22 protein-coding genes are annotated in these 16,328 nt (G+C 44.5%); 14 read left to right on the forward strand and 8 right to left on the reverse strand.

Annotated features, from left to right (window positions below; genetic code table 11):
* Positions 1 to 686 precede the first annotated feature (686 nt).
* From QUB51_RS26190 to QUB51_RS26205, 4 genes are all read left to right on the forward strand, one after another.
* Complete coding sequence (locus QUB51_RS26190) at positions 687 to 896, forward strand: hypothetical protein (protein ID WP_333058256.1); 210 nt, start codon at positions 687 to 689, stop codon at positions 894 to 896.
* A 276-nt stretch (positions 897 to 1,172) separates the two neighbouring features.
* Positions 1,173 to 1,745, forward strand: a complete 573-nt coding sequence (locus tag QUB51_RS26195) for a hypothetical protein (RefSeq protein WP_333058257.1) — start codon at positions 1,173 to 1,175, stop codon at positions 1,743 to 1,745.
* Positions 1,746 to 1,980: 235 nt separating this feature from the next.
* Complete coding sequence (locus QUB51_RS26200) at positions 1,981 to 2,697, forward strand: GUN4 N-terminal ARM-like repeat domain-containing protein (protein ID WP_333263882.1); 717 nt, start codon at positions 1,981 to 1,983, stop codon at positions 2,695 to 2,697.
* Positions 2,698 to 2,926: 229 nt separating this feature from the next.
* On the forward strand, positions 2,927 to 3,487 hold the full coding sequence (locus QUB51_RS26205; RefSeq protein ID WP_333263879.1) for a Uma2 family endonuclease: 561 nt from the start codon (positions 2,927 to 2,929) through the stop codon (positions 3,485 to 3,487).
* 145 nt (positions 3,488 to 3,632) lie between these two features.
* Here QUB51_RS26205 and QUB51_RS26210 read toward each other — a convergent pair whose 3' ends face one another.
* A complete protein-coding gene (locus QUB51_RS26210) occupies positions 3,633 to 3,950 on the reverse strand; it encodes a hypothetical protein (RefSeq protein WP_333263875.1) in 318 nt (105 codons plus the stop codon).
* Between the two features lie 216 nt (positions 3,951 to 4,166).
* Here QUB51_RS26210 and QUB51_RS26215 point away from each other — a divergent pair, with 216 nt between their 5' ends.
* Both QUB51_RS26215 and QUB51_RS26220 read left to right on the forward strand, forming a co-directional pair.
* A complete protein-coding gene (locus QUB51_RS26215) occupies positions 4,167 to 5,561 on the forward strand; it encodes an ATP-binding protein (protein ID WP_333263871.1) in 1,395 nt (464 codons plus the stop codon).
* An 8-nt stretch (positions 5,562 to 5,569) separates the two neighbouring features.
* Entirely contained in the window at positions 5,570 to 7,453 is a 1,884-nt protein-coding gene (locus QUB51_RS26220) for a tetratricopeptide repeat protein (protein WP_333263868.1), read from the forward strand.
* 91 nt (positions 7,454 to 7,544) lie between these two features.
* On the opposite strand, the gene QUB51_RS26225 is transcribed toward QUB51_RS26220, so the two are convergent.
* From QUB51_RS26225 to QUB51_RS26240, 4 genes are all read right to left on the reverse strand, one after another.
* A complete protein-coding gene (locus QUB51_RS26225; RefSeq protein ID WP_333263864.1) occupies positions 7,545 to 8,264 on the reverse strand; it encodes a DUF2786 domain-containing protein in 720 nt (239 codons plus the stop codon).
* A gap of 178 nt (positions 8,265 to 8,442) precedes the next feature.
* Positions 8,443 to 9,660, reverse strand: a complete 1,218-nt coding sequence (locus QUB51_RS26230) for a DUF790 family protein (protein WP_333212226.1) — start codon at positions 9,658 to 9,660, stop codon at positions 8,443 to 8,445.
* A 15-nt stretch (positions 9,661 to 9,675) separates the two neighbouring features.
* Complete coding sequence (locus QUB51_RS26235; RefSeq protein WP_333058263.1) at positions 9,676 to 10,137, reverse strand: DUF3598 family protein; 462 nt, start codon at positions 10,135 to 10,137, stop codon at positions 9,676 to 9,678.
* Positions 10,138 to 10,411: 274 nt separating this feature from the next.
* On the reverse strand, positions 10,412 to 11,950 hold the full coding sequence (locus QUB51_RS26240) for a DEAD/DEAH box helicase family protein (protein ID WP_333058264.1): 1,539 nt from the start codon (positions 11,948 to 11,950) through the stop codon (positions 10,412 to 10,414).
* A 309-nt stretch (positions 11,951 to 12,259) separates the two neighbouring features.
* Here QUB51_RS26240 and ald point away from each other — a divergent pair, with 309 nt between their 5' ends.
* A complete protein-coding gene (gene ald, locus QUB51_RS26245) occupies positions 12,260 to 13,348 on the forward strand; it encodes an alanine dehydrogenase (RefSeq protein WP_333058265.1) in 1,089 nt (362 codons plus the stop codon).
* A gap of 22 nt (positions 13,349 to 13,370) precedes the next feature.
* Here ald and QUB51_RS26250 read toward each other — a convergent pair whose 3' ends face one another.
* The 3 genes from QUB51_RS26250 to QUB51_RS26260 all read right to left on the reverse strand — a co-directional run bounded on the left by QUB51_RS26250 (position 13,371) and on the right by QUB51_RS26260 (position 14,178).
* Entirely contained in the window at positions 13,371 to 13,520 is a 150-nt protein-coding gene (locus tag QUB51_RS26250; protein WP_333058266.1) for a hypothetical protein, read from the reverse strand.
* Between the two features lie 117 nt (positions 13,521 to 13,637).
* On the reverse strand, positions 13,638 to 13,958 hold the full coding sequence (locus QUB51_RS26255) for a hypothetical protein (RefSeq protein ID WP_333058267.1): 321 nt from the start codon (positions 13,956 to 13,958) through the stop codon (positions 13,638 to 13,640).
* The gene (locus tag QUB51_RS26260; RefSeq protein ID WP_333234096.1) at positions 13,945 to 14,178 is read right to left on the reverse strand and encodes a hypothetical protein; all 234 of its coding nucleotides are present in this window, start codon (positions 14,176 to 14,178) and stop codon (positions 13,945 to 13,947) included. Before QUB51_RS26260 ends, QUB51_RS26255 begins: the two co-directional genes overlap by 14 nt.
* A gap of 70 nt (positions 14,179 to 14,248) precedes the next feature.
* Between QUB51_RS26260 and QUB51_RS26265 the strand changes: the two genes are divergently transcribed.
* The 7 genes from QUB51_RS26265 to QUB51_RS30495 form a co-directional block, all read left to right on the forward strand.
* The gene (locus tag QUB51_RS26265) at positions 14,249 to 14,404 is read left to right on the forward strand and encodes a hypothetical protein (RefSeq protein ID WP_333234095.1); all 156 of its coding nucleotides are present in this window, start codon (positions 14,249 to 14,251) and stop codon (positions 14,402 to 14,404) included.
* Between the two features lie 35 nt (positions 14,405 to 14,439).
* Positions 14,440 to 14,733 (forward strand): hypothetical protein, encoded by a 294-nt coding sequence (locus tag QUB51_RS26270; protein WP_333212235.1) that lies wholly within the window; start codon positions 14,440 to 14,442, stop codon positions 14,731 to 14,733.
* Positions 14,733 to 14,921, forward strand: coding sequence for a type II toxin-antitoxin system PemK/MazF family toxin (locus QUB51_RS30485; protein ID WP_333212237.1), 189 nt, complete (start codon positions 14,733 to 14,735; stop codon positions 14,919 to 14,921). Before QUB51_RS26270 ends, QUB51_RS30485 begins: the two co-directional genes overlap by 1 nt.
* Positions 14,902 to 15,090, forward strand: coding sequence for a type II toxin-antitoxin system PemK/MazF family toxin (locus QUB51_RS30490; protein WP_445243074.1), 189 nt, complete (start codon positions 14,902 to 14,904; stop codon positions 15,088 to 15,090). Before QUB51_RS30485 ends, QUB51_RS30490 begins: the two co-directional genes overlap by 20 nt.
* A 178-nt stretch (positions 15,091 to 15,268) precedes the next feature.
* The gene (locus QUB51_RS26275; protein ID WP_333058271.1) at positions 15,269 to 15,613 is read left to right on the forward strand and encodes a hypothetical protein; all 345 of its coding nucleotides are present in this window, start codon (positions 15,269 to 15,271) and stop codon (positions 15,611 to 15,613) included.
* Positions 15,610 to 15,819, forward strand: coding sequence for a hypothetical protein (locus QUB51_RS26280; RefSeq protein WP_333058272.1), 210 nt, complete (start codon positions 15,610 to 15,612; stop codon positions 15,817 to 15,819). Before QUB51_RS26275 ends, QUB51_RS26280 begins: the two co-directional genes overlap by 4 nt.
* A 366-nt stretch (positions 15,820 to 16,185) precedes the next feature.
* A partial coding sequence (locus tag QUB51_RS30495; protein WP_445299461.1) for an endonuclease domain-containing protein occupies positions 16,186 to 16,328 on the forward strand: 143 nt, incomplete at its 3' end.

Genomic DNA, 16,328 nt, shown 5'->3' on the forward strand with positions numbered 1-16,328 from the left:
CACATTTTTTTTACAATAATACTTTAAAATTAACCCGGTGGTATGATGTTGGCAGGGAAACTCATAACCACAGCGCCGTCAACCTTCTGCCTTCAGTTGCGCTTGCCGAATGCTGGAGGAAAAGACAGAGCAATGGCTGCCAATAAAAAACCCCAGCGTTTGGCTGAGGACTGCTTGAGTGGGAGATATCGTTAATCTGCGTTTTTTTAGTTGACTTAGATTGCATGGAATTCCATGCTGCTGACTTTCCCCGGGCTTTCGCGTTCGGGGATTCCTAAGAACAAACTTTTCAGGATGCCTCCACAAAAAGTTTAATTCTTAAAGGCGTGGTCAGAAACTGGCTAACCACTCGCTCAACTCTAAAAGTTAAGTCTGTGGCTAATTGTAGAAGATGCGCCCTGATGGCTTAACTACCCGATGGATTAGCACCCTGATGGCATAACTCCCTGATGGATCGACGCCCTGATGGCTTTCGCTCCACTACCCAAAAGATTCGGGTTGGTGGATGATCGTGGACATTAGTAACACGTCACTTCTGGCGTTTCCGATCGCAAGCGGGTGTGCCTGTCTGAATTGATTATGGCAGGCAGATTTATCAGAAGACAAGTGGGCTATTGCATCAACCCATTTCTGACAGATCGGGTGAGCCAAAAAGTGTCAATCTACGCAAATCAGGGTCATCGAACATGAAAAACAGCATCTTAGTATTAGGGGTAATTGCCTCGGCTGGCTTCGGCTTTTTCCAGGCAGGCAGCGCCAGCGCTTCAGCGATCGCCACACAACCTTCATCAGCCAGTAGTTTGACGGCTTGGGAGAGTCGTCCTGACTTTAACTACACTGGAACGAATGAGGATGGGGACCAAGAAGAGGTAAAAACGGGTAAAGGCAGGAAATAATAATTGGCGCCCGGAGTGTGGTTCGCTCTGATGCGGTTGTGGTTGTAGTTGTGGTGCTTGTTGTCCCAACCGCCTCTGATCGAGGTAGTTAAAACTCGATCCCAAGATCAGTCTACCTAATCCCAGGGGTGGTAATCAGTTTCAGAGAACGGTGGATGGGAAAATAAACAGGTAAGGCGAGTCTGTTGGTGGAGTTTCCCCGCCTATCAACTTCCTTACCTTCTGATGTTCGGGATTTGGATCTGGCACAATCGTATTTCATCTCGTAAAAACCCAATGGAAAATACTCTCGAAACTACCCGCAGACAGCGCGTATTGACAAGAACCCAGGAACGGCGTCAGGCGACACCCAAAGAAAAACAGTTGATTCACCTGCTAGCCAATATGGCTTGCAGCTTGATTAAATACGACTACAAACACGCAGCGGGCAAGGGTACTCTCCCGCCTTCGGAAAGCAAGCGTTTAGCGGAATGGCACTACCTGCGAGTTCAGCAAATTCGCCGGATAGAACGTTCATTGGAGCCCGTAGCAACCCTTAAGCGCGTGTACTACAAGAGCATCCTCAGTCCGAGGGATCTGAAGTCTTTGAAACTGCTGTGGCTGGAGGAGGACAAAAACCGTGTCAAACGGGTCGATCCTGACTTGGACGACATCCTCAGCGAAGCTTTGGATCGGGGAGATACTTTAAAACAGCTATTTCACTCGATCGAAGTCAAAGAACGCACCTTTTCTGCAACTCCTAGCCCAGGCGCCGTGCCGCTTTGGGTCAAAGAGTGGGAAGACTCGGAATATGACATAAACTTTTTTCCGCCTTCCTTCCCTGCATGGGTTTCAATCGTGGACGACTAGGTTCAAAAAAACTCTTTGGTATGGCATCGATCGTAAATTTCAGATGGTAGACTTATTTGCGATTGCTGACATTGGCGAAAAGTGTGCGATCGGGCGATCGGCTAAACCAGGCGGTGTGGCGCGCAGGCATCCGAGTACAGAGAAGTGAATCGGAGTCAGTACCATTGTACAATGGGGGAAAACCAGGGCTTCAGCTAATAGCTGATAGCTGATAGCTGATAGCTGATAGTTTCTCATGACTGACTCGATTTCTACTTCTCCTCTAGACTCGGCGGCCGATACAGCCGAACTCCGCTCTCAGTTGAGGTCGGGTTCGGAAAAAGCTCAACTGCAACTGCTGCAACAACAAATAGCAGATTCCGGTTGGGATGTATTGATGGAATTTTTATTAGAGCGCAAGTCAGAGGCACCGACTGCGGTAATGGGTAAGGCTTACCAAATTCTTTACAGTGCTAATTCTCCGAGAGCGACGGAGTTTTTGCAAGCGAATTTTCCGACTGGGGTTGTGCCGCTGCGATCGGACTCTAACATTGATTACACTCCGCTGCAACAATTATTGGCGTTACAGGAATTTCAAGAAGCCGATCGCTTGACTTTAGACAAGCTTTGTGAATTGGCTGGTGAAACAGCTTCTGTGAGAAAGTGGCTGTATTTTACGCAAGTTGAGAGCTTGCCGGTAACGGATTTGCAAACAATTAATACGCTGTGGAAAGTTCATTCCGAAGGCAAATTCGGCTTTTCGGTGCAGCGGGAAATTTGGCTGAGTTCGGGCAAGAATTGGGATAAATTGTGGCCGCTAATTGGCTGGAAGAAGGGGAATAATTGGACGCGATACCCGCAAGAGTTTATTTGGGATTTGAGCGCGCCTAGGGGTCATTTGCCGCTGTCGAATCAGTTGCGGGGAGTGCAGCCGTTTGCTGCTTTGATGGCTCATCCTGCCTGGGTGAAGTGAAGGGTTTTGGGGCTTTTGGAGAATGTGGGGCGGGCTGGATGGCCTGCCCCGCTATTGTTTTTGGGGAATTGGGATTTTGGTTTTTGAGGCGCAGAAATTCACAGAAATTCACAGGCGGGATACCTGTTCCACTTTTGGAATAGAGGCCCAGGGGCGATCGTACTTCTAGGAATGTTGGGAAATTTTGTATAATTGATATTTGAATTAATTAGCGAGAGGGCTGGGAGTCATGGTAGGCATCGGAACCAAACTCACTTTAGCAGAATTTCTAGCTTTGCCCGACGGAGATGTATATTGTGAGTTTGTAGATGGTGAAGCAGTTCCTAAAGTGTCTCCAAAATTTTTTCATTCCAGTTTACAGGGAGCTTTGTGTCGCCTGATTCGTGTATGGTGTAAAGGACGCGGGCGAGTGCTTCCAGAATGGGCAATTTTGTTAAAACGTCAGGATAAAGATTGGGTACCTGTTCCCGATTTAACGTACATTTCTTATGAACGTCTGCCGAAAAGTTGGCGGCGAAATGAAGCTTGTCCCGCAATTCCTGAACTGGTGATTGAGATTATATCGCCCGATCAAAGTATGAAGGAATTTGAAGAGAAGGCGAAAGATTATTTGGCGGCGGGCGTTCCGCGAGTTTGGGTGATTGATCCAGAGGCTATTTTAATTAGAAGTTTTTTCACCGATGGTTCTAGTCAAGTTTATACGGATAATACACCGATTGTGGATGAGTTGCTGCCTGGTTTGGAGTTGACGATTAGACAGATTTTTGAAGAGGCGGAGTTGATTGATTGAGGGCGATCGTACTCTGTGCAAGATATCAGTGGTAGGGTGCGTGACAACGGGAAAACTTTAACTCGCGGCGGTGGGACTATTGACTGTCACGCACCGCACGCGGGCAAAGCATTGAATAATACGCTGTCACCGGAAACGACATCACTTACACTTCGAGACGGATTTTGACTGTTGTGCCAAAAGCTTTTCTGAAGGCTGATTCAACATCGGGAAGTTTTTGAATTGCCATTAGCAAAAGTGGTGTTGACGAGACTTTAATCCGGGCTTCGCCATCATGGATAGCAATCAGTTTTCCGTGCTGTCGCATCAGTTCTTTAGCGCTGCGTGGTGATATGTGAACTAGCACAGTTTTCCATGTGAGGTCTAGTATTCCTTGCATTGCTTCTTCTATTTGTTTGAGGGTGTCGTTTTTTTTAGGTAAAACGCCTGGTAGTTCCAGTTGAACGAAATTCGGTGCTTGCATAGTCTTACTCCTGATAAAAAAGTGATTGTTTTAACTGGGAAATGAGCGATCGGCTAACTTGCTTCCCATCTCTATATTCCTTGAACAGCAAAGGCTTGACGGCTCAATTTCAACGCACCTCTGGCGCTGTCTCCAAAAGTGAGCCAAAATTGAGCCGCGCCACAAATTGGCAGATGTTATAAGTTAAATATGGTTACTGAAGGTTAAAAAATTAGCATGGCAGCTAGTCTAAGAGCATCTGAATCTGGGTTGAAAATAGTCGATCGGGCAAGGCTAAAAAAAGGCTTGGAAAAACAAGCTTCTAGCTGGTGCGGAGATGCCCAAACTTCAGTCGCAACTTTAAAGCGGTTTTGGCGGCGGAAGCCTATTCAGCATGAGGTTTTTGTCAAGATTTGCAAGGCTGTAGAATTGGAGAACTGGGAAGATATTGTTGATGATAGTCCCTTGTCTCAGACTGATTCGAGAGCAGAGTTTTTTGCTTGTGACGATGCTTGGGTTGGTCGAAAAGACCTGATTAGTGAACTCGCCCAGAAGGTTCAGGGTTCGTGTCGCCTGTTAATTCTTCTGGGCATCGCGGGAATTGGTAAAACGGCTTTAGCTGAAAGATTGGCGGTGGAGTTACAAGACGACGATCGTAAGTTTCATCAGGAGAATTTTGAAAACCAGCAGCAAGCTTCTGATTTTGCTAGTGTGGCGATTCGATGGTTGGAAAAGTGGGGAGAACGCATTACGCCAGATGACCGCAAAGATACACAGCGGTTGCTGAATCGATTGGTCAAGCGATTGCGAGAAAATCGTTATTTGGTCGTGATAGATTCTCTGGAACTGATTTTAAAAGAAAATAAAGAAGCAGGCTGGAATGGTTTTCAGGATGAGTGGTGGGCAAAATTTTTTGAAACTTTTTTGGCAGTAGAATCTTTCCAAAGTCGTATCATCGTAACATCGCAGGATTTGCCAGAGCAAATTCCGGCCCGTTATAAAAATTTCTGGTATCGCCAAGAATTGAGGGGACTGACACCATCAGAACAGTTAGCCTTGTTCGATAAAACTGGACTAGAGGTTGATATAGATTCACCAAACAAACCTTATTTAGAACGAATCGGCGCTGCTTATGAAGGGCATCCATTGGCTTTGCGGGTGATTGCTGGGGAAATTGGCAGTCAGCCTTTTTATGGCAACGTGGCGGGTTATTGGAATAAATACGGGCATGAAATTGAAGAAGTGGAGAAAGCAATTGAGGAAGCTAAGACCAAAGGAATAACCGCATCAGCAGATGACGACTGGCGACTGGATCGATATACTCGCGAACTGCGAAAAAATGTGCGATTCCGACTGGAAAAGACGTTTGAGAGATTGAAAAATGATATTTTGAATGCCTATCGATTGCTTTGCGAAGCTTCGGTGTATCGCTGTGCCGTACCGGAAGAGTTTTGGCTGAGTCATTTGGAAGACTGGGATTGTGATGACCAGAAGCAAGAGTTAGCGTTGGATGCGTTGCGCGATCGCTTTTTGGTAGAAGAAGAAATGATTGACGATGAGATACATTTGCGACAACACAATTTAATTCGCAGTGTAGCATTAGAGCATTTGAAAAATTTGACAGCGAGGTAGTGGACAATATGAACAGTGATTTTGCTGAATTTGATTTTAAAAGTCCAAATGGTTTGGATATTGACATCACGCCACCGGGAGAGTGGATGCTGGCTAATCTAGGAATCGATCTAGCAGCACCGGACTTTAGGGAACTGCCCCCTTGTAAACGCGCTCAGTACAGAGCGGTTAAAAATTGGCTGACGAAGTACAAACCGAAGCCGGAGGCTTCCAATCTTGAGAAAGTTCGGGGATACTTGGAAGCATTTCACCATCTCTGCGAAGTCGAAGACTGGCAAAGAGCTTGGGAAACCCTTTTGATTCGCCTCAATACTCCTATTAAAGAACAATTACACAATCAATTGGGTATTTGGGGGTACTATCGCGAACAAATTGAAATTTATGACCGAATATTAGGTAAATTAAACCAGACAGAAAACACTATTTTATTCAATGTTTTCGCTAATGCTTATCAAGCATTAGGAGACTATGAAACAGCGAGTAAATACTACCAACAAAGTTTGAATAGTGTAATGGAATTTCCAAACCGTAAGCTAGAAGCGACGGTTTTGGGAAATATTGCCAATACTTATTTATCTCAGAGAAAGTTTTCCAAAGCCATAAAGTGCTATCAACAAAGTTTAGCTATTAGCCAAGAAATAGCAGACAGATATGTGGAATGCTCAACGCTAGCAAATCTAGGTGATTTTTACCGTACTCAGGGCAATTATATTAAAGCAACAGAGTATTTAAAGCAAAGTTTACTTATTGCACAAGAAATTTCAAACCGCCAGCTTGAGGGAGCAGTATTGGGAAAGTTAGGAGTAGTTTACCGCTGTTGTGAAGAGTATACTAAAGCTATGCAATACCAGCAGTATAGCTTAAATATTATGCAACAGATTCAATACTCTAAAGGTGTAGAAGCCTCTCTAATGAATGTGGGCGCAATTTACCGTCGCCTCAAAGATTATACTAACGCAGTTGAGTGTCACAGGCAGCACTTAGCAATAGCGCAGGAGATTCAAGATCCATTGGGTAAGAGACAGGCGCTAGCAGATTTGGGAAGAATTTATTATCTCCAAGAATACTACTCTCAAGCTATTGACTATTACCAGCAAAGTTTAACCATTGCACGAGGACTAAAAAGTGACGTTGTAGGAGAGTTCTTTGCCATTTTTGGTTTAGGATTAGGTTACGCAGGATCAAAAGATTATGTCAAAGCAATTGATTGCTATCAGCAAGCTTTACTCCTTGCCCCACAGATGGGCAACCAGCAAGAAATAGCTGTTTTATGGGGTATTGCAGAAGCTTATAATTTACTAAAAAGCTATCCTCAATCTATCGAATATTATCAGCTAATATTAATATTCTTAAGTAGGCTTAGTAACCGTGAAGCAGAAATGTTTACTCTGGTTAATTTGGGCAGTGTTTATTCGCAGCAAAAAGATTACTCAAAAGCAAAAGATTGTTACGAGCAGATGGTATTACTGGCACAAACAACAGGTACTCGTCACATGGAAATGGTAGCATTGGCTCGTTTAGGATCTACCAATGCTAAACTAGGATGCAAACCACAAGCTGTTGAATTATACGAGCAGACATTACCAATTGCCAAGGAACTTGGGGAATATGGACGAGAGATAGCAATACTGACTAAATTGGTTTTTTGGTATTTAGAACAGCAAAGATATTCCAAGTTATTTAAATCTTTAATTCGACTTGCATTTAAACATTGGTTGGTTATACCAATATTTATTGGATTATTATTTTCCTTAGCCTTAATAGGAATATTTTATGTGATTCTATCAGTGATAATTTGGGGATTGGCTGCACTTTTCCTCAGCGTAATTGTTACATTTATCTTGTGGCAAGTTTTCAAAACTCTTAAGAAGAGTCAGGATCAAGGTGCATGATACTCAACTTTTCAGTACGCCAACTGACCTAATTTGTAATTTGCTTTAATTTTATCCCAGTTTTGATTATCCATCAATTACTATCGAGAACTCAAAGACATTCATTAAGTTGTTTCATATCCCCTTGGGGCTGCACTTGCTTGTGCAAACTAATTTTGTCCCCCACTTCATACCCCGAATTAAAACCCGCCGCGCTGCTGACTTGAGAATCTGTTCTAGTTCTAATTTTAACCCCTCGGCCCTCTAGATAATCCGCGATCGCCAGTTGATTTTTCTCAAACATCGATCGCACTACAATCGCTGGAGTCGCCGCCGCATCCCCGGAACCCGGAATCCCTGAGTTTTCCATCTCCTGTTTTTGTTCCAACAATCTTTGTCTCAACCTCGTCGCGCATCCAACCCGAAAAGCATTCAGATACGCCAACCCTCTGCCATTTCCTTTGCGGTATTTAGCCCTTTTTTCAATCGCAGAGCTCAAATACTCGTACAGATGTTTGCAAACAATCAGGTTGGTAGAAGTTCCCACCAAAAACATACTGCCATTATAAGTGTTTCGCATGGCAGTGCAACCGTTAGCGTCGGCAATTCCCGAAAGCAGCATCATTTTCCAAGTGACAAATTTGGATGTTGTTTCAACTGAGTCTTCGTCAATCTCTTCTTGGTGATTTGGCCCTAAATCGGCGAGACTGAGATTGTACTGTGCCAGTAACAGGGAAGCTTTTTCGGCTGCCGCAGTGGATTCGTTTTCATTTGATGAGGTGGCGAGGGCTAACAGCTTTTTGATTCTTTCGACAATACTTGTGTCTGCCATTTTTCTATCGGTTTTAGGGTGAGAGTATGCGGTGGCAAGGATTTGGGTGAATTCCTATTTTAGTATAGCTGGGAATGTGGGAGGTTTTTTGAGGAGGATTTTTTTGAACCGCAGAGGGCGCAGAGGGCGCAGAGAGAGAGAAAGAAAGAAAGATGTTTGCAACTGATGCGCGGATTGGTTACTCTTCGAGGACTTCCAGGACTGATTTGGGCAACAATTTATCTTTAAACCAGACTACTTTTGCTGGCACTTCATTTACATTCACTCCGGCTTTTTCTAAATTCAGCCGTTCGGAAATAGCTAAAATTAAGTTATCGCATTCAGACTTCTGTACTTGTGCAAATTTCTTTTGCAAATACTCCGGCCGCCAATAGCCAACTATTTCTAATAAAAATACTCGCCCGTCGGGATGCACTAACCGAAAGTCGGGAATCATCACACTACCTGGAATCGGAATTAAATCTACTTCTCGCTCTAGTTGCCACTCGGTTTTTGTGGAATTCCATCTTTCAGCAAATGCTGCTTCTAACATACTATCATAAGGCTTGCCAGGGGGATAGTGGCTGACTAAACCGCAGTCGGAATTTAGGGTAAATTTACCTGTTTTCAAAACGCCACTAAAAGGATCTTTTGTGTGCAGTGTGGAGTGCATACTCCATTTGGTGACGTGCAGCAGTGCGGGCAGCATTTTCGCCAGGGCTAAGCCGTAGCGGGTGCTGGGTTTGAATAAGCTTGTAGGGCCGTCTATTGTCAGTGTAAAACCGTGGTCGGCATCGCCTTCGATGTAAGTCATTAATTGAAATAGTTTCAGATAGCGAAATAAGAGTTTGTATTCTCCTGGATCGTTGCGGTGGGCGGTTAATTGGACTTGACTTGCTCGGTAAAATATGCCTTGAACTTGAGAAAGATTGTATTTGTGAAGCAAGTTTTCGGGTGTTGGTGCATTAAACTCAGTGAGGATTTTGTTTTCGTTTAAATCGGCGTATAAACCTGTAGTGATTTCGTGAGGAAAAACTTCTCTGTTTAACTCTTGGCTGAGTTCACTTGCTACTTTTTCCAGGGTTAATTGGGTGGATTGAGGGCTGGGAGTCGATCGCGCGGACAAGGCAAAAACCCGCTGTCTCAACTCTGAGGGTTCTAGGGGACTGATGACTTCCAAGGTGCAGAAACCGCCTTTCAGCAGGTGCGCTAATCCCCGTTTCAGCCGATAATCGGGGCTGTCGCCTTCTAATTCTAGCAAGCGTCCGTCGAGTTCGCCTTGGGTTTTGCCGATCGACTCTTGGAAGCAGTCGATCATTTCCGTTGCGGCTTCTAAGTTTTTAGCATCTATCTTGAGGCGGAGAGGGATGATTGATTCTCCGTTTTGGCGGTGACTTAATAAATCAGTTGGTAACATACGCAGTAAAAACTTTTACTCAATTCTTTGTTCAACAATCACCATAACTCCCCTAAGTTTTCCCTCTTCTGTCAAGCTTTGGGTAGTCCGAATTCGCCGATCGGAACTGACAAGATGGATGGTTTCAACAGCCCTCATAAAGCCAGTTGCTTTGTCCCATACTTGAAAAATTATCAAATCATCTCCAACTTCTGTCGCTAGTGTATTGTAGTTGGAAAAAACTGAGTCCAGACCTTCAATTTGCACTTGTCCTTCGCCGACAACATAACCCACAAACTTTTGGGTTTCACTCTGACCATTGGCATAAGTTTGAAGGTTAGTTTGCCTCCACTCGTTATCAACTATTTTCTGGGTAACAACTGCTGTAAAACGCCTGGTTTCTTTGCAGTCGGCATCGAGTATTGTCCAGTCTCCCTCCCAAACTCCTGTATGTTTGGGGAAAATTTTAAAGTTAGTTAGTTGTGCAGTTTCGCTCATTTTTATGTAAGGTGACTTAGTTAATAGTGAGATTATACACTAATTGGGCAATTTTCAATTTTCCGGGGAATCATCATTGTATTTTCCCCATTTTGCGGGTGATTCGGCTGCTTTTTTAGTCACATCCCCGTTAACTCCTTAAATCGATTTGAGATTTGATATTTGATATTTGATATTTGAGATTTGAGATTTTAAATAGACCTAGGAGTGCTTTAATTATATAACCATCCTTTCGCTAAGACTTCCCATCCCACAACTAAGTTATTTAAGCTTGCTACCAGGGAATTTCATCATTGTCTTCTCCCCATTTTGCTGGTGATTCTGCTGCTTTTTTAGTCGCCTCCCGGTTGACTCCGTAAATGGGTGTCGGTTTGACAATTTCTAATTTCTGATATTCTGGCTTGGGCGGTTCTACTTGTGTTTGTGGTTTCGGTTTATGAGGCTGCATTCCTCCTCGGCGGCGTTGAGAAGTTCTTTCTTCGCTGGTGTCTTCGGTGACGACTTCGTAGAGAATTGCTAACTTATTTACATCGCTGCTTTTGCGGAGAACTCGACCCAATCGCTGAATGTATTCGCGTTCGCTGCCGGTGCCTGACAATATGATAGCAATTCGGGCGTCGGGAACGTCCACTCCTTCGTTGAGAACGTGGGAGGCGACGAGGGTTTTGTATTCGCCGCTGCGAAAGCGATCGAGGATTTCGTGGCGTTCTTTGACTGGGGTTTGGTGGGTAATTGTGGGGATGAGAAATTCTTGGGAAATTCGGTAAACTGTGGCGTTGTCTCCGGTGAAAATTAGGGTGCGCTGGGGAGAGTGTTCTGCTAGTATGTTGGCTAAAATTCGCAGTTTGCCTTCGGTACAAAGGGCGATTTCTTTGGCTTGGCGGTGGGCTAGCATGGCGCGCCTTCCCAGGGGCGATCGCGCGCTTGCCATGATAAACTGTTTCCAACCTTCGAGGCTGGATATTTTGATGTTAGACTGTTTTAAGAAGTCGTTGCGAATGTTGATTAATTCGGCGTAGCGAGATCCCTCTTCTTTTGACAGTTTTACCATGATTTGAACTATTTTATGGTCGGCTAAAGCATCGCCTGCCAAATCTTCGGGTCTTTTGCTAAATACTGTCGGGCCGATCAGGAAATGCAAATCGCTGTGGCGGCCGTCGGTGCGATCGGGTGTGGCTGTCAGTCCGAGTCGAAAAGGCGCGATCGCATATTCGGAAATTACTCGATAAAAGTCTGTTGGCAAATGGTGGCATTCGTCAAAAACCAGCAAACCGTATTTATTGCCCAAGGTTTCTGCATGAATACTTGCACTGTCGTAAGTTGCGACTAAAATTGGCGTTTTGTCCCGCGAACCTCCGCCCAACAATCCGATTTCGATGTCGGGAAAAGCTGCTTTTAAATTAGCATACCACTGGTGCATTAAATCGAGAGTTGGTACTACAATTAATGTACTGCGACCAGTGACTTGCATGGCTAATTGTGCCAGATAAGTTTTGCCGGAAGCAGTGGGGAGGACGACTACTCCTTGGCTTCCTGCTTCCTGCCAAGCTACGAGGGCTTGTTCTTGATGTGGGTAAGGCTGCATTTCCACGCTGGGTACGAGTTCGAGTAGTTCGTATGCCCTAGCTTCGTCGGTGAAGTGAATGCAGTCGGCTTGGAGGCATTCTACCAGCGGGCGGTAGTGAATTGCCCGAATGCGGTATTTTTCAACGCGATCGTCCCAAGTGGCAAAGTCCACCCAGTCTCTGCCTTTGGGCGGCGGGTGCAGCAAGAGAGTTCCGCGATCGAATGTTAAGGTAGGTGTGCGTGGCATTTGTTTAGATAGGGGGGCGAGTTATGCCTGTTAAATTATAAGTGACAGATCAAATATATTGACTCTTCTTGAAATTATCTGCGTTACTCTGTGTTAATCAGCCCTACATCTGCGGTCGATCTATCAATCAAAAAATTATGTAATTCAAGTCTAAATTGAGGAAATTGCGATCGATCTGGCGGAAAATCCAACACAAATTATCCTACCCCAGCCGGATTGCCAAATCTAAAATCTACAAGAGTATTGGCCCGCTGGGAATGGTTTTTAAGTTAGATTCGATCTATGTATGCCTGAGATTAGAGGTTATAGATGGAAATAGGCGTCCCCAAGGAAATCAAGGATTTAGAGTTTCGAGTCGGGCTTAGCCCCACAAGTGTCCGGGCTTGTTCGGACAAAGGCCACACAGTTTTTGTGGAAACAAATGCTGGTGCTGGGGCCGGTTTCGCAGACGAGGACTACGTTCAAGCAGGGGCTAAGATTGTCTTAAAGGCTTCCGATGTCTGGAAGCGCGAACTAATTGTTAAAGTTAAAGAACCGCTGCCTGCTGAGTATCCGCTGATACAAAAAGAGCAGTTGCTGTTTACATATTTGCACTTGGCGGCCGATCGCACATTAACCCAGCATTTAATTAGCAGCGGAGTCCAGGCCATCGCCTACGAAACCGTCGAACTCCCGGACAGAAAGTTGCCGCTGCTGACGCCGATGAGCATTATTGCAGGGCGTTTGGCCGTGCAGTTCGGTGCTCGATTTCTGGAACGACAGCAAGGCGGCAGGGGCATACTTTTGGGTGGCGTACCGGGGGTAAGACCGGGTAAAGTTGTGATTTTGGGCGGCGGCATTGTCGGCACAGAAGCAGCCAGAATTGCTGTAGGAATGGGCGCCAGAGTACAGATATTAGACGTAAATGTCGATCGCCTAGCCTACTTGGAAACTCTGTTCGGTTCCAGAGTAGAATACCTCTACAGCAGTCCTTTGCAAATTGAAGCAGTTGTTCCCGATACTGATTTGTTAATCGGTGCGGTTTTGGTTCCGGGGAAAAAAGCTCCGGTGCTAGTTTCTCGCGAATTTGTTGCGAAGATGCACCCCGGTTCTGTGATTGTTGACGTAGCCGTTGACCAAGGCGGCTGCGTGGAAACTTTGCGGGTAACTTCTCACACAAATCCTACTTATGTTGAGGAAGGAGTTGTGCATTACGGCGTGCCGAATATGCCCGGTGCCGTGCCTTGGACTGCGACTCAAGCTTTGAATAACAGCACTTTGCCTTATGTTTTGCAGTTGGCAAATAACGGGATTAAAGCTTTGGAAATGAATCCGAGTTTGGCGAAGGGATTGAACGTGCAGAATCACCGATTGGTGCATCCGGCCGTGCGCGAGGTTTTCGCAGATTTGGCTGATTAGATTCCCATTTTTTTTAAGTAAGCTATCCCGCATCTAAATTGTATTTTGGTGCGGGTAGGAGCAACAGTCTCGATCCCCCTCGCATCCCCTTAAGAAGGGAGACTTTGAGTGAGGAGAGTTGAATGGCTTGCTCGATGCGATCGAGGTCATCAGATAAAATATTAGGCAGCATAATTCAGTCGTTGCGCTAGTTGCTGATGCAGCCCTCGATTGAGAAAAAGGAGTAAAGGGCGATCGACCTTTTTATGCCAAAAAGAGCGATCGACCTTCTCCCTAATTCACAAGATAATCACTCAGAGTTTTTAGTAAGCGTTGATGTCGCTTGCGATGAAATAGCTCCAATAGAACCGATAATTTGATTGCGAGGCAATACAGCAAGGAAACCTAACCGAATTAACGATTGAGACCGTAAACCACTGGGAGCAAAGTCTGGGTCTGAAGGGGAAATAATATCGACAAAATCTGGAACCTGTTGATGTAGTTGGGTGCTAACACCACAAACTAAAAAATCTCCATAAGGAGGTAGTTCCCTCAGAAGGATGACTGGACGATTCTTAATTTTCCCGTCAGCTTGAGGAATTGGGGTGAGAACAACATCAGCTTCCTGCATAGTCAGGATTTGGTGTTTTAATTGCATTGAGCGGGTAATCGTCGTTCTGATTGTAGGCTTTGTTTAGTTGATGCCTTGACAACCACAACCCGGCTTCGCGTTCTGCTAATTGTTCCGGGAGGACTGTGATAATGAGTTTTATGTTTGGTTCAAGCTTATAGGGTTCATCTAGCTGAATAGATTGCCCATCAAAATGTGCTGATAAAGAAATAAGCTTCATGGCTTGGATATCTTGAAGGCGAGTGCTTTTACTAAGTTTATCATATTTTGACGCTCTAGGGACACAGGCTTTGACCCGTTTCTCTACCATAAATTTGCTCCATTCCTTAGAAAAACGATCGCCCCTCCTCGAAGCAAAAAGCGAGATTCCTCGATCGAGAAAAGCGATCGAGCTTTCCATGACAAAAGAGCGATCGCTAACCCACTGGACGCGAATAGTTGTATAATAGACAAACTAGGCAAGCGCAAAAAGTGAAAACCTATGTCACAGGCAATCCTCAAACAAATTGTTAATCAGCTTGAAATGCTGGAAGTTTTAGAGTTACAGGAACTCGAGCGCGTAATCTGGAAATATCTGGCTGACAAACAGCAAGCTACTCAACAATATCTACTTCAAAAATCTGCTAATAAAAAACAATTATTTCGAGAATGGGATGACATTTCTGATGAAGAAGCTGCGATACTAAAAGCTGAGTTTGCCGCCGAGGATTTAGCTTTTGCAGAAGTCGCCTTAAGTGATTATCTGCCTCGACTTCAGCAACAGGATAAAATCTGATGCTAGGAGATATTTATTTGGCAGATTTGAATCCTTCTAGAGGGTCAGAACAAGCAGGAATTAGACCAGTCATTATTGTACAGCGAGATACATTAGACCGCTTTACTACAACAGTAGTCGTAATTCCGGTAACAAGTAATCTGCGACGATGCTCAAATACCAGGGACAATTATTTTACCGACTGGTGAAGGTGGTTTAACACAAGATTCGGTCGTGCTTTGCTATCAAATAGTAGCGGTAGATAGAGAGCGATTAATCAAAAAATTGGGCACTCTTTTAGCCGATTATGTATCAAGATTACAGGTAGCATTGCAGTATACATTGCAAATGGATGAATTTGAGAATGTAGAAGAATAGAATGAGTTGAAGCGCGATCGCACTCACAGCCCCAAAGAGCGATCGCCCCTGTCCATCCACAAGACCGAGATCCCTTTCCATATCCCCAAAAAGCGATTTCCTATGGGATAGCTTCGCACGCGGACTGCACGATCGTTTATAATTACAATGATTGACGAGTTATGAGGAGCGTGCAAGTATGGCAAAATTCCTCAACGAACTTGCGGAAATTATCTGGAATTTGAAACGCCAGTTGCTAGATATTGTTGACGCAGCAACAGCAGCAGAATTGACTCTATTTGAACTTTTTGGAGAAACGAGTGATACGATACCATTTCTGGATGAACTGAAAAGTGTGGCTGAACGTGCTACACCCTGGTTTAATCGGCTGTCTAATTTTCAGTTACGCATAGCTGAGTCTCAACCCACAATTTCGGTTGATATGCTAAACTTAGTAAACCAATCTATTGAACGCATCCAAATCGAAATTCCGGCAATGGAACGGAGTATTCAAGAAGTGAAAACGGAGTGGAATTTGCCATGACTAGCCAACCGCGTATTCCCAATCCTGAAACAGCCAAGAGATTATTGGCTAATTTGCGCCGCAGTCGTTTAGCAATGGAAGCAGCGACTCTGGAATTAGAAGACATTACAATGCAGTTGGAAAATGACAGCAGACAAAGGCGTTTGGTGCGGTTGAGGCAGGCAATTAACGATGCTGAGGCTGCTAATTTTTCAGTCAATGTCTGAAATTATTTCTTAAATCTCGCCCCAAAACCTATAATTTAAATATTGACGAAAACAGCAAGATCGATCGCACTTTTTGACTCATAACAAAAGAGCGATCGACCTTTCCCTATCCCCAAAAGATCGCCCTAGTTGTCAAGTAGACATGGTTTGAGATAAACTAATTCTGAAACTATTCCCTAAATATCGCCCCATCACCTATAATTTCTATTAACATCTTGTCCCCCCCTTCTTAAGGGGGGTTAGGGGGGATAGTACCGGGATTATGCCAAGACTAAACGACTCCAACTTCCACCTACCATACAACCCAAAACTCATCCCCATCGCCAAACAACTGCGGAAAAATCCAACTCCCTCATAAAAAAAACTGTGGCAAAATTTTCTCAGAAATTCCCTTTTCGAGTTTTGAGACAGCGCCCCATAGACAATTTTATCGTAGACTTTTATTGTGCGGCTTTACTGTTAGTAATTGAGATTGATGGGGAGAGTCATTTTACGGAACAAGGGAAACT

This window comes from Microcoleus sp. AT8-A3 (assembly GCF_036705675.1).
Classification (GTDB): domain Bacteria; phylum Cyanobacteriota; class Cyanobacteriia; order Cyanobacteriales; family Microcoleaceae; genus Microcoleus.